The organism is Streptomyces sp. Z423-1 (assembly GCF_013009255.1).
Taxonomy (GTDB): Bacteria; Actinomycetota; Actinomycetes; order Streptomycetales; family Streptomycetaceae; genus Streptomyces; species Streptomyces gossypiisoli.
On record NZ_CP053109.1, the window covers coordinates 986,819 to 1,007,660 of the forward strand.

17 protein-coding genes and 3 tRNA genes are annotated in these 20,842 nt (G+C 71.0%); 8 read left to right on the forward strand and 12 right to left on the reverse strand.

Features of this window, described 5'->3' with window-relative positions:
- Positions 1-46: 46 nt before the first annotated feature.
- Both HJD23_RS04605 and HJD23_RS04610 read right to left on the reverse strand, forming a co-directional pair.
- Positions 47-742 carry an endonuclease V gene (locus HJD23_RS04605; protein WP_171113833.1) on the reverse strand — a complete coding sequence of 232 codons (696 nt, stop codon included), beginning with the start codon at positions 740-742 and terminating at the stop codon, positions 47-49.
- 57 nt (positions 743-799) lie between these two features.
- On the reverse strand, positions 800-1,123 hold the full coding sequence (locus HJD23_RS04610) for a plasmid stabilization protein (RefSeq protein WP_141307285.1): 324 nt from the start codon (positions 1,121-1,123) through the stop codon (positions 800-802).
- 229 nt (positions 1,124-1,352) lie between these two features.
- Here HJD23_RS04610 and HJD23_RS04615 point away from each other — a divergent pair, with 229 nt between their 5' ends.
- The 4 genes from HJD23_RS04615 (at position 1,353) to HJD23_RS04630 (ending at position 5,850) form a co-directional block, all read left to right on the forward strand.
- Complete coding sequence (locus HJD23_RS04615; protein WP_171113834.1) at positions 1,353-1,769, forward strand: SsgA family sporulation/cell division regulator; 417 nt, start codon at positions 1,353-1,355, stop codon at positions 1,767-1,769.
- A gap of 286 nt (positions 1,770-2,055) precedes the next feature.
- Complete coding sequence (locus HJD23_RS04620) at positions 2,056-3,678, forward strand: ABC-F family ATP-binding cassette domain-containing protein (protein ID WP_171113835.1); 1,623 nt, start codon at positions 2,056-2,058, stop codon at positions 3,676-3,678.
- 203 nt (positions 3,679-3,881) lie between these two features.
- Entirely contained in the window at positions 3,882-4,658 is a 777-nt protein-coding gene (gene ddaH / locus HJD23_RS04625) for a dimethylargininase (RefSeq protein WP_171113836.1), read from the forward strand.
- A gap of 217 nt (positions 4,659-4,875) precedes the next feature.
- Positions 4,876-5,850, forward strand: a complete 975-nt coding sequence (locus tag HJD23_RS04630) for an acyl-ACP desaturase (protein WP_171113837.1) — start codon at positions 4,876-4,878, stop codon at positions 5,848-5,850.
- Between the two features lie 18 nt (positions 5,851-5,868).
- Here HJD23_RS04630 and HJD23_RS04635 read toward each other — a convergent pair.
- The 6 genes from HJD23_RS04635 to HJD23_RS04660 all read right to left on the reverse strand — a co-directional run bounded on the left by HJD23_RS04635 (position 5,869) and on the right by HJD23_RS04660 (position 9,199).
- A tRNA-Trp gene (locus tag HJD23_RS04635) sits at positions 5,869-5,946 on the reverse strand.
- Between the two features lie 43 nt (positions 5,947-5,989).
- Positions 5,990-7,342 (reverse strand): ribonuclease inhibitor, encoded by a 1,353-nt coding sequence (locus HJD23_RS04640; RefSeq protein ID WP_171113838.1) that lies wholly within the window; start codon positions 7,340-7,342, stop codon positions 5,990-5,992.
- Positions 7,336-8,679: an SDR family oxidoreductase gene (locus HJD23_RS04645; protein WP_171118714.1), complete on the reverse strand. Its 1,344-nt coding sequence runs from the start codon at positions 8,677-8,679 to the stop codon at positions 7,336-7,338. The genes HJD23_RS04640 and HJD23_RS04645 overlap by 7 nt, the downstream gene beginning before the upstream one ends.
- A gap of 33 nt (positions 8,680-8,712) precedes the next feature.
- A tRNA-Ala gene (locus tag HJD23_RS04650) sits at positions 8,713-8,784 on the reverse strand.
- A gap of 8 nt (positions 8,785-8,792) precedes the next feature.
- A tRNA-Gly gene (locus HJD23_RS04655) sits at positions 8,793-8,867 on the reverse strand.
- 86 nt (positions 8,868-8,953) lie between these two features.
- The gene (locus HJD23_RS04660) at positions 8,954-9,199 is read right to left on the reverse strand and encodes a WhiB family transcriptional regulator (RefSeq protein WP_171113839.1); all 246 of its coding nucleotides are present in this window, start codon (positions 9,197-9,199) and stop codon (positions 8,954-8,956) included.
- A gap of 250 nt (positions 9,200-9,449) precedes the next feature.
- Here HJD23_RS04660 and HJD23_RS04665 point away from each other — a divergent pair, with 250 nt between their 5' ends.
- Positions 9,450-10,235: a VOC family protein gene (locus HJD23_RS04665; RefSeq protein ID WP_171113840.1), complete on the forward strand. Its 786-nt coding sequence runs from the start codon at positions 9,450-9,452 to the stop codon at positions 10,233-10,235.
- A gap of 84 nt (positions 10,236-10,319) precedes the next feature.
- Here the strand turns inward: HJD23_RS04665 and HJD23_RS04670 are convergent, their stop codons facing one another.
- Both HJD23_RS04670 and HJD23_RS04675 read right to left on the reverse strand, forming a co-directional pair.
- Positions 10,320-11,393 carry a LacI family DNA-binding transcriptional regulator gene (locus HJD23_RS04670; protein ID WP_171113841.1) on the reverse strand — a complete coding sequence of 358 codons (1,074 nt, stop codon included), beginning with the start codon at positions 11,391-11,393 and terminating at the stop codon, positions 10,320-10,322.
- Positions 11,394-11,481: 88 nt separating this feature from the next.
- Positions 11,482-12,501 (reverse strand): multicopper oxidase domain-containing protein, encoded by a 1,020-nt coding sequence (locus HJD23_RS04675; protein WP_171113842.1) that lies wholly within the window; start codon positions 12,499-12,501, stop codon positions 11,482-11,484.
- Positions 12,502-12,698: 197 nt separating this feature from the next.
- On the opposite strand from HJD23_RS04675, the gene HJD23_RS04680 reads away from it, so the two are divergent.
- A complete protein-coding gene (locus tag HJD23_RS04680; protein ID WP_171113843.1) occupies positions 12,699-15,191 on the forward strand; it encodes a ThuA domain-containing protein in 2,493 nt (830 codons plus the stop codon).
- A 44-nt stretch (positions 15,192-15,235) separates the two neighbouring features.
- Positions 15,236-17,383, forward strand: a complete 2,148-nt coding sequence (locus tag HJD23_RS04685; RefSeq protein ID WP_171118717.1) for a family 16 glycoside hydrolase — start codon at positions 15,236-15,238, stop codon at positions 17,381-17,383.
- Here HJD23_RS04685 and ligD read toward each other — a convergent pair.
- On the reverse strand, positions 17,370-18,407 hold the full coding sequence (ligD, locus tag HJD23_RS04690; protein WP_171113844.1) for a non-homologous end-joining DNA ligase: 1,038 nt from the start codon (positions 18,405-18,407) through the stop codon (positions 17,370-17,372). The genes HJD23_RS04685 and ligD overlap by 14 nt on opposite strands.
- A 74-nt stretch (positions 18,408-18,481) precedes the next feature.
- Here ligD and HJD23_RS04695 point away from each other — a divergent pair, with 74 nt between their 5' ends.
- On the forward strand, positions 18,482-19,552 hold the full coding sequence (locus tag HJD23_RS04695; protein WP_171113845.1) for an ATP-dependent DNA ligase: 1,071 nt from the start codon (positions 18,482-18,484) through the stop codon (positions 19,550-19,552).
- Between the two features lie 50 nt (positions 19,553-19,602).
- Here HJD23_RS04695 and HJD23_RS04700 read toward each other — a convergent pair whose 3' ends face one another.
- On the reverse strand, positions 19,603-20,793 hold the full coding sequence (locus tag HJD23_RS04700) for a zinc-dependent alcohol dehydrogenase (protein WP_171113846.1): 1,191 nt from the start codon (positions 20,791-20,793) through the stop codon (positions 19,603-19,605).
- Between the last annotated feature and the right edge of the window lie 49 nt (positions 20,794-20,842).

The following is a 20,842-nucleotide window of genomic DNA, read 5'->3' on the forward strand; positions in this document are numbered from 1 at the left end:
GCGTACTCATCCGCGTACTCAGAAGGTCCCGGCGGTGTCCCCCGGCTCAGCCGGCGGTGGCCTCCCGCAGGGCGCGGCGGCACAGGGCGTCGGCGCGGCGGGTCGACTCCGGCAGACGGTAGCGCGGGCTGAGGCGCAGGACATGGGCGCAGGCCGTGTCCAGGTCGACGCGGTGCCCGACGGACACGTAGACCGGCTTGATGCCCTGCTGGGTGCGCAGGGCGCGGCCCACCTCCTCGTCGCCCGCCAGCAGCGGGGTCGAGGACCCGCGCGCGGGTGCCGGGTCGGTGTGGGTGAAGGTGAACGGGTTCTTGGCGACGCCGATGGTGGGCAGCCGGGTGAGCACGCCGAGGTGGCTGGCGAGCCCGAAGCGGCGCGGGTGGGCGAGGCCGTAGCCGTCGCAGACCACCAGGCCGGGCGGGCAGGGCAGGGCGTCGAGGGCGGCCAGGACGGTGGGGATCTCCCGGAAGGCGAGCAGGCCGGGCACGTACGGGAAGGAGATCCGCCCGACGGCGGTGGCCTCGGCGACGACGTCGAGGGTGGCCGTGTCCAGCACGACGGCCGCGGCCGCCACCACGTCCCGCTCGTCGTCGTAGGCGACGTCGACGCCGGTGACGTGGCCCGTGCCGGGCGGCGGCCCCGGCTCGTCCAGCACCACCCTGCGGCGCAACTCGTCCTGGACGGCGCGGGCCTGTTCCTCGGTGGTGGGCCAGCCTTCGGGGATACGTACGGTCGTCGTCATGGTGATGACGAGGGTACGGCGCCGGGCGGCCCGTCGGCCGGGCCGCCCGGGATCAGTTCACTTACCGAGTGCCCGCTGCAGCTGCTGCTTGTTCATGTCCGAACGGCCGTGGATGTTGCGCCGCTTGGCCTCCTCGTACAGCTGGTCGTAGGTGGGGCCCTGGGATCCCTTGCCGGACCGCTGGCCGCCGCGCTTGCCGGACGACATGTCCTGGGTGGATGTACGGCTCGCGGTCTTGGACTCGCCGGAGCGGGCGCGTTCCTTGTTCACCGTGCGCGCCGCGATCTCCTTGGCGCGACCCGTGCTCTCGCCCCGCTCCTGAGCACTCTTCTTGATGTGCTCATACTGGCGTTCTCGTTTGGGGCTCGAACCGCTTGGCATGTCCGCTCACTTCCTCTCACATTGGGTGAACGAGTACCCCCATCGTGGGTGAATACGGCAATCCGGGCGCGGCCAGCTCTCCAGACGGGCGACGCGGCCCCGCCCACAGGCAGGTCACGGTGACGGAGGTCACCCCGCGCGTGTGCACGGACGCGCCGATTCCGTCGTCTCACCCAGTGCCCGGCCTCATCACCGGAAGTCCGTCCGGCCGTCACAAGGGAGCAAGGCGATGTCCACCGTCATCGAGCAGCCAGTCGAGGCGCGCCTCGTCGCCGCCGCGCCGCGGATGCCGAGCATCCCCGCGACGCTGAGCTACGACCTGACCGATCCGTTCGCGATCCGTATGACCTTCCCGGCGCAGGCCACCCTGGAGGGCGAGGAGGTCTGCTGGACCTTCTCCCGCGAACTGCTGGCGGCCGGACTGCGCGGCCCCGAGGGCCACGGTGACGTGCGCGTGCGGCCGTACGGCTACGACCGCACCGTGCTGGAGTTCCACGCCCCCGAGGGCACCGCCGTCGTGCATGTCCGCTCGGGCGAGCTGCGGCAGTTCCTGCAGGCGACCCGTGTGCTGGTGCCCGAGGGCCTGGAGCACGCCTACCTCGACCTGGACCGCGACCTGGCCGAGCTGATGCGGGACGCGTGCTGACCCGCTCGTTAATCCGTTGACAGGCCCCCGCACCGCTCGTACGGTGTACAGCGGTTCTGTTGCCGCCGATTGGAGAAGGACGTTGCTCGTCTGAGGTCCTGAGACACCGCGTCACACCCGTCCGGTGTGCACGCCGCGTGCGACCTCGGCGTTCGAGCCGTCCTTGCGGAGCAGGGCTTTTCTCGTTCTCCCCCGCCCCTGGGCCCCATGCCCGCCGGTGGTCGCCGCCTTGTCGGTGTCTCGACACGCGTTGCCCCTGACCGCATCACGCAACCGCGAGGCCCGTATGCATACTTCGATCACCTGTACGTCCCTCTCCTTCGCCTGGCCGGACGGCACCTCCGTCTTCGACGGCCTCGACGCGTCCTTCGGCCCCGGCCGGACCGGGCTCGTCGGCGTCAACGGCTCGGGGAAGTCGACCCTGCTGAAACTGATCGCCGGGGACCTCACCCCGGCCGACGGCACCGTCCGCGTCACGGGCGAGGTGGGCTATCTCCCGCAGAACGTCACCCTCGACACCGCCCTGCGCGTCGACGAGGCCCTCGGCATCGCCGACCGGCGGGCCGCGCTGCACGCCATCGAGGCCGGGGACGTGGCCGAGGAGCACTTCGAGACCGTCGGCGACGACTGGGACGTCGAGGAGCGCGCCCTGGCCACCCTCGGCGAGCTCGGCCTCGGCCATGTCGAGCTGGACCGCACCATCGGCGAGGTCTCCGGTGGCGAGTCCGTCCTGCTGCGGCTGGCCGCGCTGCTGCTGCGCCGGCCGGACGTGCTGCTGCTGGACGAGCCCACCAACAACCTCGACCTGTACGCGCGCAGGCGGCTGTACGCGGCCGTCGCCGCCTGGCCGGGCGTCATGGTGGTGGTCAGTCACGACCGCGAACTGCTCGAACTGGTCGACCAGATCGCCGATCTGCGCTCCGGGGAGATCACCTGGTACGGCGGGAACTACTCGGCGTACGAGGAGGCACTGGAGATCGAGCAGGAGGCCGCCGAGCGGATGGTGCGCGTGGCCGAGGCCGATCTGAAGAAGCAGAAGCGCGAACTCGTCGAAGCCCACACGAAGTTGGCCAAGCGGACGCGCTACGCCAACAAGATGTACGAGATCAAGCGCGAGCCCAGGGCCGTGATGAAGCTCAGGAAACGCGCCGCCCAGGTCTCCGCGGGCAAGCACCGCATCATGCACGAGGAGAAGCTCGCCGAGGCCAGGGAACGGCTCGACGAGGCGGTGGAGGCGGTGCGGGACGACGACGAGATCCGCGTCGACCTGCCGTACACGGCCGTGCCGCAGGGCCGGACCGTGCTCACCCTGCGGGACCTTCAGCCGGCGTACGGCGCCCGTGTCGAGGGCGGTTTCGACCTGTACGGTCCCGAGCGGATCGCGCTGGTCGGGCGCAACGGCACGGGCAAGACGACGCTGCTGCGCACCATCGCCGGGGAGCTCCAGCCGGTCGCGGGCGAGGCCGAGGCACATGTGCCGCTCCGCTTCCTGCCGCAGCGCCTCGACGTGCTCGACGGCGGGCTCACGGTCGCGGAGAACGTGGCCCGGTTCGCGCCGGACGCCACCAACAACCGGATCCGGGCGCAGCTGGCCCGCTTCCTGTTCCGGGGCGCCCGGGCCGACCAGCAGGCGGCCACGCTGTCCGGCGGCGAACGCTTCCGGGCGACACTGGCCGCGCTGATGCTGGCGGAACCGGCGCCGCAGCTGCTGATGCTGGACGAGCCGACGAACAACCTGGACATGGCGAGCGTACGGCAGCTCACCACCGCCCTGGAGTCGTACGAGGGGGCGCTGATCGTGGCCAGCCACGACCTGCCGTTCCTGGAGTCGATCGGGATCACGCGGTGGCTGCTGCTGGACGGAGAACTGAAGGAAATCACGCCAGAAGCTGTCGGGTATCCCGCCTAGCTTCGGCGGCATGCACCAAGCTGGACGGGGCGGCGGACGGGTGATCTTCGAGTCCGGGGTCGGCGAATGATCGACCCGTGCGGGCTCACGGGGCTGTCGCCCCCGACAATGTCCCTGCATGATGTCGGCCGGCCCCGACAGGTTCCGGCCACACCCGGGTAACCGGACCAGCAAGAACGCCCCATCCGATACGGAGACCGCACGTGCCCAGCAAGAAGGCCCTCATCCGTCGCCCCGGCCCGCGACTCGCCGAAGGCCTGGTGACGCACATCCAGCGGGAGAAGGCCGATGTCGAGCTCGCGGTCCGGCAGTGGGAGGCGTACGCGGAGGCGCTGCGCACGCACGGCTGGGAGACCATCGAGGTCGATCCGGCCGACGACTGCCCGGACTCCGTGTTCGTCGAGGACACCGTGGTGATGTACAAGAACGTCGCCCTGATAGCGCGCTCCGGCGCCGAGGCCCGGCGGGACGAGACCGCGGGCGTCGAGGAGGCCGTCGCCCGTCTGGGCTGCTCGGTGAACTGGATCTGGGAGCCGGGCACGCTGGACGGCGGTGACGTGCTGAAGATCGGCGACACGATCTACGTCGGCCGCGGCGGCCGCACCAACGGGGCCGGCGTCCAGCAGCTGCGGGCCGCGTTCGAGCCGCTGGGGGCGCGCGTGGTCGCCGTACCCGTCAGCAAGGTGCTGCATCTGAAGTCCGCGGTCACGGCGCTGCCCGACGGGACGGTGATCGGGCACATCCCGCTGATGGACACGCCGTCCCTGTTCGGGCGTTTCCTGCACGTGCCGGAGGCCTCCGGCTCGCATGTGGTGCTGCTCGGCGGGGACAAGCTGCTCATGGCGGCCAGCGCCACGAAGACCGCCGAGCTGTTCACGGACCTGGGCTACACGCCGGTCGTCGTGGACATCAGCGAATTCGAGAAGCTCGAAGGGTGTGTGACATGTCTCTCGGTACGGCTGCGGGACCTGTACGCCTGACCGGTTGCCGCCACCGCCGTTCCCGCCCCGGGACCTGGGAGTCCCGGGGCTTTGCGGCACGCCCGAGCGTCCCTGGGAAGAGGGTCTGAACAGCGGTCTTTACAGCGCCCTTAACCTACGGCTTCGTAACCTACGGATTCGTAGCCTACGATTCCGTAGGTTCCGGCGCCGCCCGCCGGCCCGACTCCCCCTTGTCCCACGTCCCCCTGGAGTACCCGTGACGATCACCTCTCCGCACCTCGGCAGCCCCTCCGTCTGGACCGACGCCCGGCTGCTGTACGCCCTGGAGGAAGTGGTCGAAAAGGAGCTCAACCGCCATCTGAAGATCGCCAAGGACTGGATGCCGCACGAGTACGTGCCGTGGACCGACGGCCGTAACTTCCCCGGCCTCTTCGAGGACGGCGAGGCCTGGGACAAGGAGCAGTCCAAGGTCACCGAGATCGGCCGGATCGCGCTGGTGGTCAATCTGCTGACCGAGGACAACCTCCCCAGCTACCACCATGAGATCGCCACCCTGTTCGGCCGCGACGGCGCCTGGGGCACCTGGGTGCACCGCTGGACCGCCGAGGAGGGCCGGCACGGCATCGTGATGCGGGACTATCTGCTGACCTCGCGCGCGGTGGACCCGGACAAGCTGGAGCAGTTCCGTATGGCGCACATGAGCGAGGGCTTCGAGTCGGACAACCGGCACTCGATGCTGCACTCGATCGCCTACGTCGCCTTCCAGGAGCTTGCGACCCGTATCTCGCACCGCAACACCGGCCACCAGTCGGGCGACCCGGTGTGCGACCGGATGCTGGCGCGGATCGCGACGGACGAGAACCTGCACATGGTCTTCTACCGCAACCTGCTGAAGGCGGCCTTCGAGCTGGCGCCCGACCTGACCATGCAGGCGGTGCGGGACGTCGTCGTCAACTTCCGGATGCCCGGGCACGGCATCCCCGGCTTCGAGCGGGCGGCGGCGCAGATGGCCATCGGCGAGGTCTACAACCTGCGCATCCACCACGACGACGTACTCCAGCCCGTGCTGCGCTTCTTGAGGGTCCTGGAGATCGACGGCCTCGGCCCCGAAGGCCTCAAGGCCCAGGAGGAGCTCGGCCTGTTCATGAACGGGCTGGACGCGGAGGCCCTGAAGTTCGACGAGAAGCTGGCGGCACGCAAGGCCCGGATGGCGGCACGCGGGGCGGTCTGACCGACGCCGGAGCAGGGGGGCGGGGCGGCTGGATTCGAACCAGCGTGCTCCCGATTTTGGAGACCCGGCGCGTCTGCCTCTGCGCTACGGCCCCGCCCTTGTCGGCAGAGCGTAGTGCCCCGGCCGTCGAGGCGGGGCACTACTGCGCCGGGGGCGCCGTCCGGTGCACGCTGCGTACGGCCGCCACGTCCGCCGGGACCGCCGGAGGCGGGATGTGGGCGCTCAGCGCGTCCAGGCGGCGTTTGACACTGGCGGCGATGCCCCGGCCGAGCACGAAGCGGGTGGCCGTGACGGCGTGGGGCGCGGTGTCGAGCAGACGGTGGGCCTCGCGGCTGCGCATGCCGGTGTGGGTCAGGACGAGGTGGGCCAGTCGGTGCTGGGCACCGGCGAGGGCCTGCGCGATGGTGTCGGCGGCGGCCAGGTCGACGCGGTTGTCCGCCGCGCCGAGCACGCCGGCGGCCTTCACCCTGCCCAGGTCGAGCAGCGTGACCCCGGCGGCGGTGGCCGCCGTCACCAGCCGGGCGGTGGCCCGCGGACCGATGCCGTTGCTGGCGACCGACAGCCGCGCGAGCCGCCCGTACGGCGCCCGTTCGAGGGCGTCGGCAAGAACGAGCGCCCCGGTGTCGCCCAGCCGGGCGGCCGACACGTACAACTCACCGACCGCGCCCCCGGCGACCACAGCGGCGAGCGCCTCCGCTCCGGCCGCACCGAGGGGATTCCCCCCGACGAAGAGCCGCTCGATCCGCCGTCCGCCCCGCAGGCCGCCGTTCCCGGCGGACGCGCTGGTCACGTCGAGTCCGGTCTGCGCGTGCTCCGTCCCCCGCCTGTCCCGCGTGGCCGTGCGCTGCGCACCGCCCGGGTCGGCGACGCCCGTGACGTCGTCGCGGGTCCGCAGTCGTTCCGCCGCTGGCCCTTCCTCCGCCGCCGCCAGCAGCGCATCGGCCAGTTCGCCGACGCCCTGCGTGTCGAGCCCCGTCTGGACGAGGTCCAGCGTCCGCAACGAGCGGGCGGCGTCAAGGAGTTCGGCGGCCGCTCGGCCTCCCCCGCTGCCCAGGGGGTTGCGCTTGAGCCATACGCCGGTCACGACCTGGGGTGAGGCGCGCAGGCTGTCGGCGATGCGGCAGGTGCCGCCCGCGGTGATGCCGTTGCAGCCGAGGTAGAGCGTCTCGATGCCGCTCCCGCCCGTGCGGGCCGCGGCGGCGGCGCCGACGTCGCCCAGGGCGTCCGTGCCGAGCAGCAAGTGCCGTACGGGAGAGGGCCCTTCCGACAACGCGGCGGCGAGCGCCAGGGCGCCGTGCGGCCCGAGGGCCTGTTTGCACAGGTCCAGGCGGCCGTCGGGCAGGGCCGTGCCCGCCGTGAAGTCCAGGCGGTCCTCCGCCGGGGCGCCGGTGCGCAACCAGCGCAGCAGCGGGGCGAGTTCGACGACGGGGCGTGGCACCACGTGGGGCACGCCCGCGAAGCCCGGCGCCCGAGGGCCGTCGTCGGTCACCATTCCGCCTCCCGGTAGTCCTTCAGGAACACCCCGGACACCGGGTCCCCGGCCTCGCCGCGCACGATCGGGTCGTACACGCGTGCGGCGCCGTCCACGACGTCCAGCGGTGTGCGGAAGCCGGCGTCGGCCATCCGGGCCTTCTTCGGCGCCGGGTTCTCGTCGGTGATCCAGCCGGTGTCGACGGCGCACATGTGGACGCCCCGCTCGGCGAGTTCGGTGGCGCTGGTGCGGGTGAGCATGTTCAGCGCGGCCTTGGCCATGTTGGTGTGCGGATGGCCGGGCATCTTGTTGCGTACGGCGAAACGGCCCTCGACGGCGGTCACGTTGACGACGTAGCGGCGCGGGTGCGGGGAGGCCAGCAGCAGCGGCAGCAGGCGGTCGCAGAGCAGGGCCGGGGCGAGGGCATTGACCAGCTGGGTCTCCAGGACCTCGGCCGGGTGGAGCGCGCCGAGCCGGGCCGACCAGGAGTTCTCCGGGGACGGGTCGGGCAGCAACCCGGCCTCGTCGGCCTCGCGCAGGGCGGCGGGCAGGGCGGAGACGGAACCCCCGAGCCCCTCCAGCATGCGCATCGGCGTGAAGCCGGGTGCCCGGCGGGCGCCCTCGGGCAGCGCGTCGTACTCGCCGGCGGCCAGCAGGGCGTACGACTCGGGCGGGCGACGTACGGTCTGCGCGGCGTTGTTGACCAGGATGTCGAGCGGCTTCCCCTCCTGACGCAACTCCTCGCACAGGCCGAGTACCTGACGCGGGTCGCGGAGGTCGACGGCGACGACGGTCAGCCGGTCCAGCCACGTCTCGCTGCCCGGCGCGGCCCGGAAGCGGCGCAGGGTGTCGTGCGGGAAGCGGGAGGTGACGAGGAGTTCGGTGCCGTCCCGCAGCATCATCAGGGCGAGCTGGAAGCCGATCTTCACCCGGCCGCCGGTGAGCAGTGCCCTGCGCCCGCGCAGGTCGGTGCGCAGCGCGCGGCGCGCCGTGTTGTCGGCGGCGCAGCGCGGGCACAGGCGGTGGTAGAAGGAGTCGACCTGTCGATAGGGCGACTTGCAGATGTAGCACCTGCGCGGCTTGCGGAAGACGCCACCGGTGCCGGGCGCGGTCAGCGGGGCGTCCTCGCGTCGGTCCGGCGCGCCGGTCGCGGTCGCCGCCATCGCCGCCGCGTCGGCTGCCGAGGTCTCGCTGCCGCGGGCCTTGCGGCGTCGCAGCCGGCCGTCCCGGGCGAAGGCGGCGGCGACCTGCTCGGTGCGCAGCCGTACGGGGTCGTCGGCGGGCAGCGCGCGCAGCTTGCCCACCACCCGGTGGAAGGCCGCCAGCTCCGCCTCGGTGACCGTGTCCCCGTCCGTCATCCGTCCCACGCCCCCACGCACCTGTCCGGGCGGGGGCCCCGGCCGGATTCGAACCGGCGTATCCGCCCTGCCGAGGCGGCGAGTCTGCCTCTGCTCTACAGGGCCCCCTGCGCGCCCGGGGAACGGATTCGAACCGGTGTGCCTCGCCTGGGCAAGGCGAGTGCGCCTGCCTCTGCGCTACGCCCGGGTGCGCCCGAGGATCGTAACCGCACAGCGGACGGCGGCCGTACCGATTATCCGCTGGCAGTAGCAGGTACGGCGCGGCGGGAGCCGGTCAGCAGGAGGTACGGCGCAGCTGGAGCCGTTCCTTCTCGGACAGGCCGCCCCAGACGCCGAAGCGTTCGTCGTTCGCCAGGGCGTAGTCGAGGCAGGCGGTGCGCATCTCGCACAGGCCGCAGATGCGCTTCGCCTCACGCACCGAGCTGCCCGGCTCGGGAAAGAAGAAGTCGGCCCCGGTCTGTGCGCACAGCGCCTGGGCCTGCCAGGCGGTGTCCGCGGGGGTGATGGTTTCGAAGTGCATGCCTCAGAGCGTGCCGAAGCGTGAAAAACGTTCGATCAACGTCCGCTCAACGCTCCGGTTCAGGGCCTCCAGCCGTCCGATGATGCCCGCGCGGCAGGACGCGGCGCACGGCGGCGCGCGGGAGCGGCTGAGACAAGAGGAATCCCGTGTGTCACTGACGGTGACCGCCCACGGGGCGTTGGGCACGCGATTGTCAGTGGGCGATGCAAGACTCGGCACTGCAGGCAACGGGCCCTTCCGGGAGGCAAAGATGCTCACCACCCGTTTCGTCAACGGCGCTCCGAACTGGATCGATGTCGGCACCTCCGACATCGACGGCGCCATCCACTTCTACGGCGGTCTCTTCGGCTGGCAGTTCCGGTCGGCGGGACCCGAGGCCGGCGGCTACGGCTTCTTCCAACTGGACGGCAGGACCGTCGCCGGCGGGATGCAGAGCACCGATGAGCAGGGCCCGCCGTCCTGGACGGTGTACTTCCAGAGCCCGGACGCGCAGGCCACGGCCAAGACGGCCGAGCAGGCGCACGGGCGGGTGCTCGTGGAGCCCATGGACGTGATGGGACAGGGCCACATGGCGATCCTGGCCGACCAGCAGGGCGTGCCGTTCGGCATCTGGCAGCCGGTGCTGAACAAGGGCGTGGACGTGATGAACGAGCCGGGCACGCTGTGCTGGCTGGAGCTGTACACGCCGGACATCGCGTCGGCCGCCGGCTACTACAACGCGCTGCTCGGCTGGGAGACGTCGTCGGTGGACTTCCCGGGCGGTTCCTACACGTGCGTCAACCCGGCCGGGGAGAGTGAGGACGCCATGTTCGGCGGCCTGGTCCCGCTGGCCGACGACCCCGCGGAGGATGCCGCCTACTGGCTGCCGTACTTCGAGGTCACCGACACGGACGCCGCGGTGAGCACGGCGCGGGAGCTGGGCGGGACGGTCCGGATGGAGGCCATCGACATTCCGGACGTGGGCCGTATCGCCAAGCTGGCCGACCCGTTCGGCGCCCGCTTCGCGGTGATCAGAAGCGCCCAGCCGCAGGACTGAGCCCGGCGTCCCCGCTGAACATGCGGCGACCGGCCGCTGCCGGTGGGACCTGCACGCAGGTGCTCCCGCGGCCTGCAGGAAGACCTAGGCGGAGGCGCGGCGTACGAGGGTCGTCGGCAGGACGACACCGGTCGCCGCGTCCTCCCCTGCCTCGGCGAGGTTCCGGCGCAGGCGGCGGAGCAGGAGGCGGGCCATCAGGCGGCCCATCTCCTCGATGTCCTGACGGATCGTGGTGAGCGGCGGGTCGGTCTGCTCGGCGACGGGCAGCATGTCGTCGAAGCCGACCACGGCGACGTCCTCGGGCACCCGCCGCCCGCGTTCGCGCAGCACGCGCAGGGCTCCCGAGGCCATGAGGTCGTTGGCGGCGAACACGGCGTCCAGGTCGGGGCAGCGGTCGAGGAGTTCACGCATCGCCCGCTCACCCCCGGCCGGGGTGAAGTCGCCCTCGGCGATCAGCCGCGGGTCGGCGTCGGCCATGACGTCCCGGAAGCCGTCGAGCCGGTCCACCGCGGACGTCTGGTCGAGTGCCCCGGCGATGTGCGCGACGCGTCTGCGGCCCAGGCCGACGAGATGGCGTACGGCGTCACGGGCACCGCCCCGGTTGTCGCTGTCGACGTACACCGCGGTGGAGGTCTCCCCTGCTGGACCGGAGCCGAAAGCCTGCGGGAGGCCGCCGTCGCTCCAGCCGGGCCGCCCGCCGAACACGGTCGGGACGCCGGCGCCCTGGATCAGTCCGGGCAGGGCGTCGTCGAGGTGCAGGGAGAACACCAGCGCGCCGTCGACGTGTCCGCCGGCGAGATAGCGGCCGACGCGGGCGTGGTCGTCGCGGCCTTCGGTGAGCAGCAGCACGAGTTGGTTGTCGTGGGCGGTCAGCTCCTTGCTGATGCCGCGGAGTTGGAGGGCGAAGAAGGGGTCGGCGAAGACGCGGGTCTCCGGCTCGGCGATGACGACGGCGACGGCGTCGTGCCGCCTGGTCACCAGGCTGCGGGCCGCCTGGTTGGGGACGTACCCGAGTTCCTCGACGGCCCGCCGGACCCGCTCGACCAGCGGCTCGCGCACGCCGTCCCCGCCGTTGACCACCCGTGAGACGGTGGCCCGCGACACCCCCGCCCGGGCGGCCACGGCCTCCAGCGTGGGACGCGACACTGCCTCGGACACTTCGGGACTCCTCACCGGCGCTTGCCGATCAGGATAACCGCACGCCAGGAGGTGGGAGAGAGCGCTCTCGACGGGACCGCGCAGCCCTTCAGTGCCGGTGAGCCCCCTCGGCGCCACCGTGCGCACCGTCCGTCTGATGCGGCTCATGGGGTTCATGCGGCTCATACCCCGGAATCGTCCCGTCGGGCTTCTTCACCAGGAACAGCCCCACCATCCCCATGTCCGAGTGGCTCTGCACGTGGCAGTGGTACATCCACGCCCCGGCACCCACCCCCTCCCCCGCGATCACCTGGAAGCCGAAGGAGTCGGCCGGGCCCGTGATCTTGTTGTCGATGACCTGGCTGGGGTCGTCGGGGCCGGTCAGCATGCCGGTGCGGTTGTCGGCCCAGCGGTGACCGTGCATGTGGAAGGTGTGGTAGTACTCGCCGTGGGTGATCACGACGAACTCGACGCGATCGCCCACCGTCGCCTCGAAGTCGGGGCCGGTGTGCGGGGGCCTGTTGTTGATCAGCAGGTCGTTGAAAACGACCGTGTGGGTGCGGTCCGGCAGGATGTCGCCCTTCCTGCGGACGATCACCGGGCCGTACAGCCCCTTCCTGAGACCGCCGGTGCCGTGTTCCGTGCCCACCACATGGTCGTGGTAGTGCCAGTAGCCCGCGCTGCCCGCCCGCCAGGTGCCGTCCTTGCGGCGGCCGGGGGCGTGGGTGCGCCAGGTGTAGGTGCGGGTGGCGCCCGGCTCCACATGGCTCTTGTTCAACTTGGTGCCGTCGCTGGTGATTTCGTAGTCCAGGCCGTGCACGTGCAGGCTCACCGCCACGTCCGTGGTGTTCTCGAACTCGATGTGCACGGTGTCGCCCTCGTTGAGCTCGATCAGCGGGCCGGGAATCGTCGCCCTGCCCTTCTCGAAGCCGTAGCCCATCTGCCCGTCGGCGAGCTTCTCGGCGTAGAGCTTGATGTGTCTGACCGCGCCCCCGGCCGGGGCCGTCCGCGCCGCCGCGCCGCTGCCCGCCGCCTCGCCGGCGCCGGTCGCCTCGGATGCCAGGGACAACGATGTCGCGACGGCGGCGCCGCCCAGGAGGACCCGCCGGTTGAACCCACGTCTGTCCATGCCGAACTCCCCACTCCGGTACGGGATTCGAGACGGTAGCGGGACAGGCGGCGTTTATCCACACCCAGGACAAAGTTCGTTCCATCGCGGTGATACCTATTGGCGAACGACGCAAAGAGGTCTAGCTTCCTAGGCGCTGTTGCTGTGACCGACGAGGGGTGGATGACCACATGCGGTCCACATCGCACCACAGACCCATGACCTCAAGGGAGTTGAGCCGGAAAAGGGCCGGAAGGCGGGCCTGGACGGCTGTCTTGACGGCCGGATTCGTCACCGCGGGTCTGCTCTCCGGCCCCGCCGCGGGCGCGCTCCCGGCCCCGGATCCCTCCCTGACAACGATGTCCGTGAAGTCGCCGCCCGGCGGCGCGAACGTCCGCGTACTCATCTTCTACGGATCCGCGGCGCCCGGCGACGAGTCGCCGGTGGTGAACGCCGGTATCGAGGCGATCGAGCAGATCGGCCTGTCCGGCCCCGCGAAGCAGCGCTTCAAGGTCGAGGCCACGGACAACGCCTCGGTCTTCACCAACGAGACCAGGCTGGGCCGTTACAACGCGATCGTGTTCCTGACCGGCGGCGGCGACGTCCTGGAGCCGGAGCAGGAGGCGGGCCTGGAGGCCTACATGGAGGCGGGCGGCGGATTCGTCGGCATCCATGACGCGGCCCGCGCGGAGCCGTACTCCGACTGGTTCACCGGCCTCGTCGGCGCCCGCCCGGCGCCGAACAGTCCGACGGCCGTCCAGCGGGCGACCGTCGAGGTCGGCGACCGGCGGCATCCCGCCACCAAGGACCTGCCGGTCCAGTGGAAGCGCCCCGACCAGTGGCCGAACTGGGTGAAGAACCCGTCCGGCGAGGTGCACACGGTGGCGCGGGTGCGCGAGTCGACATACCAGCCCGGCGCGAGCGCCAACGGCTGGGACCATCCGATCAGCTGGTGCCGCGACTACGACGGCGGCCGCTCCTTCTACACCGGCATGGGCGGCACGGTGTCGTCGTACGACGAGACCGACTTCCGTACGCATCTGCGCGGCGCCCTGCTGTGGACCACCCGGCTGGTCCAGGCCGACTGCAAGGCGACGATCAACGGCAACTACCGGGCCGAGCGGCTGACCAAGCCCAACCAGCCCGGGCAGAACGACCAGATCGGCGAACCCCACGGCCTGGTCACCGCCCCCGACGGCCGCGTCCTCTACATCGGCCGCGGCGGCGCCGACTCCTCCCAGCCGGTGATCACCGACTGGAACAACCCGGACATCGGCAAGGGCAAGGGCGAGATCCACGTCTACGATCCGAAGACCAAGCAGGTCACCCTGGCGGGCGCGCTCACCGTCTTCGGCAACAAGGGCGGCGGCGACGAGCTGGTCAAGGTCGAGGAGGGCCTGCTCGGCATCGAGCTGGACCCGCGCTTCGAGCAGAACGGCTGGGTGTACCTGCACTACACGCCGCACGCGCAGATCAACCGCGACACGCGGATGGCCGAGCGGCGTGTCTCCCGCTTCACCCTCGACCTCGCCACCAACAAGCTCGACCTGAGCAGCGAGAAGGTGCTGCTGAAGTGGCCGGTGCAGATCCACAGCTGCTGTCACGCGGGCGGCGGGATGACCTGGGACTCCAAGGGCAACCTGTACATCGCCACCGGCGACAACAACTCCAGCCGCTTCAGCGACGGTTACTCGGGCAACAACCCCGAGCCGAACTACAAGGGCGTCTCCTTCGCCGACGCGCGCCGCACCGCCGGCAACACCAACAACCTCAACGGCAAGATCCTGCGCATCCACCCGGAACCCGACGGGACGTACACCCTCCCTGACGGCAACCTCTTCACGGGCAAGGAGACCGACGAGGGCGGCGGGAAGACGCGCGGCGAGATCTATGTGATGGGGGTCAGGAACCCGGCCCGCATCTTCGTCGACCAGAAGACCGACATCCTGTACGCGGGCTGGGTCGGCCCGGACGCCGGGCAGCCGTCCACGACCTGGGGCCCCGCCAAGTACGACACCTTCGCCGCCATCACCGAGGCGAGCAACCGGGGCTGGCCGTACTGCATGGGCAACAAGCAGCCCTACCGGGACCGCAATCTGCCGGATCCGTCGAAGCCGCTCGGCTGGTACGACTGCGACCGCCCGAAGAACGAGTCCCCGAACAACGACGGTCTCGTCAACCTTCCGCCGGTCACCGGCAACAACATCTGGTACTCGCCCCAGGGCGGCGCCCCCGACTTCCCGCGCGAGGCGGGCGGCGTCCCCTCCTACCAGCAGGACGAGGCCACCTACCGGCTGCCGTGGCTGAAGGGCGGCGGGCAGGCCGCGATGAACGGGCCGGTGTACCGGTACGACGACGTGTCGGCCACCAGCGACGTCAAGTGGCCCGCGTACTGGGACGGCAAGTGGTTCGTCGGCGACTTCTACGACGCCGACCAGCCGCGCAACGCCGTGCTCATGGATCCGAAGACCCTGGGTGACGGCGGGCTGCCGGTGCACTCGGAGTCGCTGAAGAAGATCGTGCCGGTCGGCAACGACGGCATCAAGAACCTCATGGACTGGAAGTTCGGTCCGGACGGCGCGCTGTACGTCCTCGACTACGGGCGTGGCTTCTTCACCTCGGACGCCAAGTCGGCGCTGTGGCGCGTGACGTACGAGGGCGGCGGTCCGACGCCGGCCGCCGACCAGCTGGCGAGGGGGTCACAGCGGTGACAGGCCAACGAAGAATCTGGACGGCCCTGCTGGCCGCCGTACTGATGATGCTCGGGCTGCAGACCACCACGGCGGTGGGCGAGCCGGAGCGGGCCGATGCCGCCCAGGTCCTCACCTGGACGGCGGGCAACGACATCGACAAGTACCTCTCGGCACCCACGACGGCGGTGGCCGGTCAGGCCACCATCGTCTTCGAGAACAGCGAGGCCACCGGCAACACCACCGGCATGCCGCACACGCTGACGTTCGTCACCAGCGATCCGGAGTTCAACAGCGACGTCCAGCTCAACATCCTCGCCAACCCGGGCGACGACCAGGGCGGCCGCCACACCGCCGAGGTCACGCTCACCCCGGGCCGGTACTTCTACCACTGCACGATCCCCGGCCACGGCCAGATGCAGGGCATCCTGACGGTGACCGAGGGCAGCGGCGAGGACACGACCGCGCCGGAGGCGTCGGCGCACGTCAGCGGCACGCAGAACCAGCAGGGCCAGTACGTCGGCTCGGCGAGCGTGGCACTGCACGCGACTGACAACACCGGTGGCTCCGGCGTCGACCGGATCGAGTACGCCATCGGGGACACCGGCGCCTGGCAGCCGTACACCACCCCGGTCGTCGTCGACCAGGTCGGCAGTCACAAGGTGCGCTACCGGGCGTTCGACAAGGCGGGCAACGTCTCCGCCGAGAAGAGCGCCGAGTTCACGGTGGTGGCGCCGCCGACGGACGACACGGCACCGCCGGAGACCTCGGCGACGGTGAGCGGTGAGAAGAATCCGGACGGTACCTACATCGACATGGCGACGGTCACCGTCACCGCGTCCGACACCGGGTCCGGGGTCAACTCGATCGAGTACGCCATCGGAGCGTCCGGGGCCTGGCAGCCGTACACCCAGCCGGTGATGGTGCATCAGGCGGGCACCCACACCGTCCGCTACCGCGCCACCGACAAGGCGGGGAACGTGGCGGCGGAGAAGAGCGTGCAGTTCACGGTGGTCGCCGCGCCGCCGCAGGACACGACCCCGCCGGTGACGGGTGTGACCGTCGAGGGCACGCGGAACTCCGACGGGGCGTACGTGGGCAACGCCAAGGTCACGGTCAGCGCCACCGATCACGGCGGTGAGGTCGCGAGCATCGAGTACTCGCTCGACGGCGGGCCCTACCTCACGTACACCGGGCCCGTGATCGTCGACCGGGCCGGGGCGCACACCGTGGCGTACCGCGCGACGGACAAGGCGGGCAACACCTCCGCGGCGCAGTCCGTGAGCTTCACGGTGGTCGCGGGCAGCGTGCCCGCGCCGCCCTGCCCGGAGTACGACGAGCGGCTGACGGTGATCGTCGGCACGGTCGACTCGGGCGTGCCGAACCGGCTCACCAACAACCGGTGCCGGATCAACGAGCTGATCGAGGACGAGAAGGAGTGGACGTCCCACGCGCTGTTCCTCAAGCATGTGAAGACGGTCCTCGACAAGCTCCGTACCGAGGGCGTGATCGACCAGCGCGAGTACCGGGCCGTCACCAAGGCCGCCCGGCAGTCCGGCATCGGCAAGCCCGGCCAGACCGAGGGCTACCGCTCGCTGTTCGACGGCACCGCGGACTCCTTCGCCACGTGGCAGCACGTGGGCGGCGGTTCGTTCGCGCTGAACGCCGACGGCACGATGACCAGCGGCACCACCGAGCCCGGGCTGGGCATGCTGTGGTTCCCGCAGCGCAAGTACGGCGACTTCTCGCTGAAGCTCCAGTGGCGCGACGACGCTCCCGGCACCGGCAACGCCAACTCCGGGGTGTTCGTTCGGTTCCCGCACGTCCATGACCACCCGGAGGAGTCACGGCCGGAGTGGGTCGCCATCAAGTACGGGCACGAGGTGCAGGTACTCGACCGGCCCGACGGCGACATGTACAAGACGGGGTCGGTCTACGGCTTCGACCGGGTAGGGCTCGCGGGTGCGGGCGTCACCGAGAAGGGCACGTGGAACGACTACGAGATCCGCGTGGTCGACCAGCACTACTCGGTCTACCGCAACGGCGTGCTGATCAACGAGTTCGACAACATCGGCGGTCAGGACTTCTACCCGCCCCGCTCGGACGACCCGGGCACGGACGGACGGCGGTTCGCCTCCGGCTACATCGGGCTCCAGGTGCACGGCACGACGGATGTGGTCTCGTACCGGGACATCCGGATCAAGGAGCTGTAGGCCCCGCCTCGGGCGCCTTCTTCTTCGCCCGGCTCGGCTGTACCCGTTTGGGTTCCCCCGGCATCTTGGGGTACTCGGGCGGGTACGGCAGGTCGCCGAGCCCGTGGTCGCGCTCGTCCTTGGCGGCCAGCTCCAGCAGCGCCTCCAGCGAATAGCGACGGTCGTCCATGTCCGCGTGCACATCGCCGAGTTCGGCGAAGCGCGCGGGCATGGTCGCGAGGTCGAAGTCCTGCGGGTGCGCGACGCCGACCTCCTCCCAGCGCAGGGGCGCCGAGACGGGGGCGTGCGGGCGGGGGCGTACGGAGTAGGCGGAGGCGATCGTGCGGTCCCGGGCGGTCTGGTTGTAGTCGATGAAGATCTTCTCGCCCCGCTCCTCCTTCCACCACTTGATCGTGACGTGCTCCGGCATCCGGCGTTCCATCTCCCGGCCCACGGCGATGGCGGCGCGGCGGACCTGGGTGAAGGTCCAGCGGGGCTCGATGGGCACGAAGACGTGCAGGCCACGGCCGCCGGAGGTCTTGGGGAAGCCGCGCAGGCCGCCGAACTCGTCGAGGACGGCGCGCAGTTCGTGTGCGGCGCGGACGGCGTCGTCGTAGTCGGTGCCGGGCTGCGGGTCGAGGTCGATGCGCAGTTCGTCGGGGCTGTCGACGTCGTCGCGGCGCACCGGCCACGGGTGGAAGGTGAGCGTGCCGTACTGGGCGGCCCACAGAACGGCGGCCTCCTCGGTGGGGCACATCTCGTCGGCGCTGCGGCCGCTGGGGAAGGTGATGTGGGCGGTGGGGATCCAGTCGGGCATGCTCTTGGGGGCCCGTTTCTGGAAGAAGGACTCGCCGGTCACGCCGTCCGGGTAGCGCTCCAGGGTGGTGGGCCGGTCGCGCAGGGCGCGCAGGATGCCGGGGCCGACGGCGATGTAGTAGCGGGCGAGGTCCAGCTTGGTGAAGCCGCGCTCCGGGAAGAACACCTTGCCGGGGCTGGACAGCCGTACGGTCCGGCCGCCCGCTTCCAGTTCCACCGCGTCACCCATGCGAGCCACGGTAGGCGCACCGCACCCGTCTCGCACACCGGGCGAACGACATCTGAGGGGCGCAGAATCTAACCATGGACCTGCCGGTGATGCCGCCCGTGAAGCCGATGCTCGCCAAGTCCGTGGCGAAGATCCCGCCCGGTATGCATTACGAGGCGAAGTGGGACGGCTTCCGGGCGATCGTGTTCCGCGACGGCGACGAGGTGGAACTCGGCAGCCGCACCACCAAGCCGCTGACCAGGTATTTCCCGGAGCTGGTGACGGCGCTCAAGGAGCGGCTGCCGGAGCGCTGTGTGCTCGACGGGGAGATCGTGATCGCGCGGGAGGGACGGCTGGACTTCGACGCGCTCACCGAGCGGATCCACCCGGCCGACTCGCGGGTGCGGACGCTGGCCGAGAAGACGCCGTCCTCGTTCGTCGCCTTCGACCTGCTGGCGCTGGCCGACCAGTCGCTGCTGGACGTGCCGCTCGGCGATCGCCGTGCGCTGCTGGTCATGGCGCTGTCCGGGGTGACGGCCCCGGTGCATGTGGCGCCGGCGACGACCGACATCGACGTGGCGCGGCAGTGGTTCGAGCAGTACGAGGGGGCCGGGCTGGACGGGGTGATCGCCAAACCGCTCACGCTGCGCTATCTCCAGGACGAGCGGGCGATGTTCAAGGTCAAGCACGAGCGCACGGCGGACGTCGTCGTGGCGGGCTACCGGCTGCACAAGAGCGGGCCCGTGGTCGGTTCGTTGCTGCTCGGTCTGTACGACGACGGGGGCGCCCTGCAGCACGTCGGCGTGTCCGCCGCCTTCTCCATGGCGCGGCGTGCCGAGCTGGTGGAGGAGCTGGAGCCGCTGCGCATGGACGACGTGACGGGGCATCCGTGGGCGGCGTGGGCCGAAGAGGCGGCGCACGAGACGGCGCGGCTGCCCGGGGCGCCGAGCCGCTGGTCCGGCAAGAAGGACCTGTCGTGGGTGCCACTGAAGCCGGAGCGGGTGTGCGAGGTGGCGTACGACCACATGGAGAACGGCGTGCGGTTCCGGCACACGGCCCGGTTCCGCCGCTGGCGGCCGGACCGGACGCCGCAGAGCTGCACGTACGCGCAGTTGGAGGAGCCCGTGCGGTACGACCTCGCGGAGATCTTCGCCCCGCAGGCGTGAGTGCCGCAGGCGTGCGTGCCTGCCGCAGGCGTGAGTGCCGCAGGCGTGCGTCAGGGCTTCATCAGGATTTTCACGGCGCCGTCCCGCTTGTGCTGGAACATCTCGTACGCCTCGGGCGCCTCCTCCAGCCGCAGCCGGTGGGTGGCGAAGTCGTCGACGCCGAGCGGGTCCTCGTCGGTCAGGTAGGGCAGGATCTCGTCGGTCCAGCGGCGGACGTTGGCCTGGCCCATGCGGATCTGGAGCTGCTTGTCGAACATGGTGAGCATCGGCAGCGGGTCGGCGGTACCGCCGTAGACGCCGACGAGTGAGAGGGTGCCGCCGCGGCGTACCAGCTCGATGGCGGTGTGCAGGGCGGCGAGCCGGTCGACGCTGAAGCGTTCGGCGAGGGGGCCGCCGATCTTGCGGGGCAGCATGCCGGCGGCCTGCTGGGCGAGGCGGGCCACGAGGCTGCCGTGCGCCTCGGTGCCGACCGCGTCGATCACGGCGTCGGGGCCGCGGCCGTCGGTCTCGTCGCGGATCGCGGCGACGAGTTCCTTCTCGTGGTCGAATTCCCGCAGGTCGTACGTCTCCACCCCACGCACCTGTGCCCGGCGCAGCCGTTCGGTGACCAGGTCGACCCCGAACACCCGTCCGGCGCCGCGGACCTGGGCCACCCGGCAGGCCATGTCGCCGATCGGGCCGAGTCCGAGGACGGCGATGGAGCCGCCCTGGGGGACGTCGGCGTACGCGACCGCCTGCCAGGCGGTGGGCAGCACGTCGGACAGATACAGGAAACGGTCGTCGGGCGGGCCCTCCGGCACCTTGATGGGTCCGTACTGGGCCTGCGGGACGCGCAGATATCCGGCCTGGCCGCCCGGTACGGCACCGTACAGACGGGTGTAGCCGAACAGGGCGGCGCCCATGCCCTCGCCGGTGACCTGGGTGGTCTCGCACTGGGTGGGCAGCGAGTTGAGGCACATCCAGCAGTTGCCGCACGCGATCTGGAACGGTACGACGACGCGGTCGCCCACCGCCAGGTCCGGTACGCCGGGGCCGACCTCCTCGACGATGCCCATGGGCTCGTGACCGAGGATGTCGCCCGGCGTCATGAACGGGGTGAGCACCTCGTACAGATGCAGGTCGGAACCGCACAGCCCGGTCGAGGTGACGCGGATGACGGCGTCGGTCGGCTCCTCGATGCGCGGATCGGGCACGCTCTCCACCCGCACGTCCCGCTTCCCCTGCCACGTCACAGCCCTCATCACCGCACTCCCTCCGTCACAACACCTGCCGGTACTGCGGCGGGGGCCG

What these genes read in the sequence shown, in the direction of transcription:
- HJD23_RS04605 (WP_171113833.1), bottom strand. Translation starts at nt 742, where the DNA reads ATGACGACGACCGTACGTATCCCCGAAGGCTGGCCCACCACCGAGGAA.
- HJD23_RS04610 (WP_141307285.1), bottom strand. Translation starts at nt 1,123, where the DNA reads ATGCCAAGCGGTTCGAGCCCCAAACGAGAACGCCAGTATGAGCACATC.
- HJD23_RS04615 (WP_171113834.1), top strand. Translation starts at nt 1,353, where the DNA reads ATGTCCACCGTCATCGAGCAGCCAGTCGAGGCGCGCCTCGTCGCCGCC.
- HJD23_RS04620 (WP_171113835.1), top strand. Translation starts at nt 2,056, where the DNA reads ATGCATACTTCGATCACCTGTACGTCCCTCTCCTTCGCCTGGCCGGAC.
- HJD23_RS04640 (WP_171113838.1), bottom strand. Translation starts at nt 7,342, where the DNA reads ATGGTGACCGACGACGGCCCTCGGGCGCCGGGCTTCGCGGGCGTGCCC.
- HJD23_RS04645 (WP_171118714.1), bottom strand. Translation starts at nt 8,679, where the DNA reads ATGACGGACGGGGACACGGTCACCGAGGCGGAGCTGGCGGCCTTCCAC.
- HJD23_RS04660 (WP_171113839.1), bottom strand. Translation starts at nt 9,199, where the DNA reads ATGCACTTCGAAACCATCACCCCCGCGGACACCGCCTGGCAGGCCCAG.
- HJD23_RS04665 (WP_171113840.1), top strand. Translation starts at nt 9,450, where the DNA reads ATGCTCACCACCCGTTTCGTCAACGGCGCTCCGAACTGGATCGATGTC.
- HJD23_RS04675 (WP_171113842.1), bottom strand. Translation starts at nt 12,501, where the DNA reads ATGGACAGACGTGGGTTCAACCGGCGGGTCCTCCTGGGCGGCGCCGCC.
- HJD23_RS04680 (WP_171113843.1), top strand. Translation starts at nt 12,699, where the DNA reads ATGACCTCAAGGGAGTTGAGCCGGAAAAGGGCCGGAAGGCGGGCCTGG.
- HJD23_RS04685 (WP_171118717.1), top strand. Translation starts at nt 15,236, where the DNA reads ATGATGCTCGGGCTGCAGACCACCACGGCGGTGGGCGAGCCGGAGCGG.
- ligD (WP_171113844.1), bottom strand. Translation starts at nt 18,407, where the DNA reads ATGGGTGACGCGGTGGAACTGGAAGCGGGCGGCCGGACCGTACGGCTG.
- HJD23_RS04695 (WP_171113845.1), top strand. Translation starts at nt 18,482, where the DNA reads ATGGACCTGCCGGTGATGCCGCCCGTGAAGCCGATGCTCGCCAAGTCC.
- HJD23_RS04700 (WP_171113846.1), bottom strand. Translation starts at nt 20,793, where the DNA reads ATGAGGGCTGTGACGTGGCAGGGGAAGCGGGACGTGCGGGTGGAGAGC.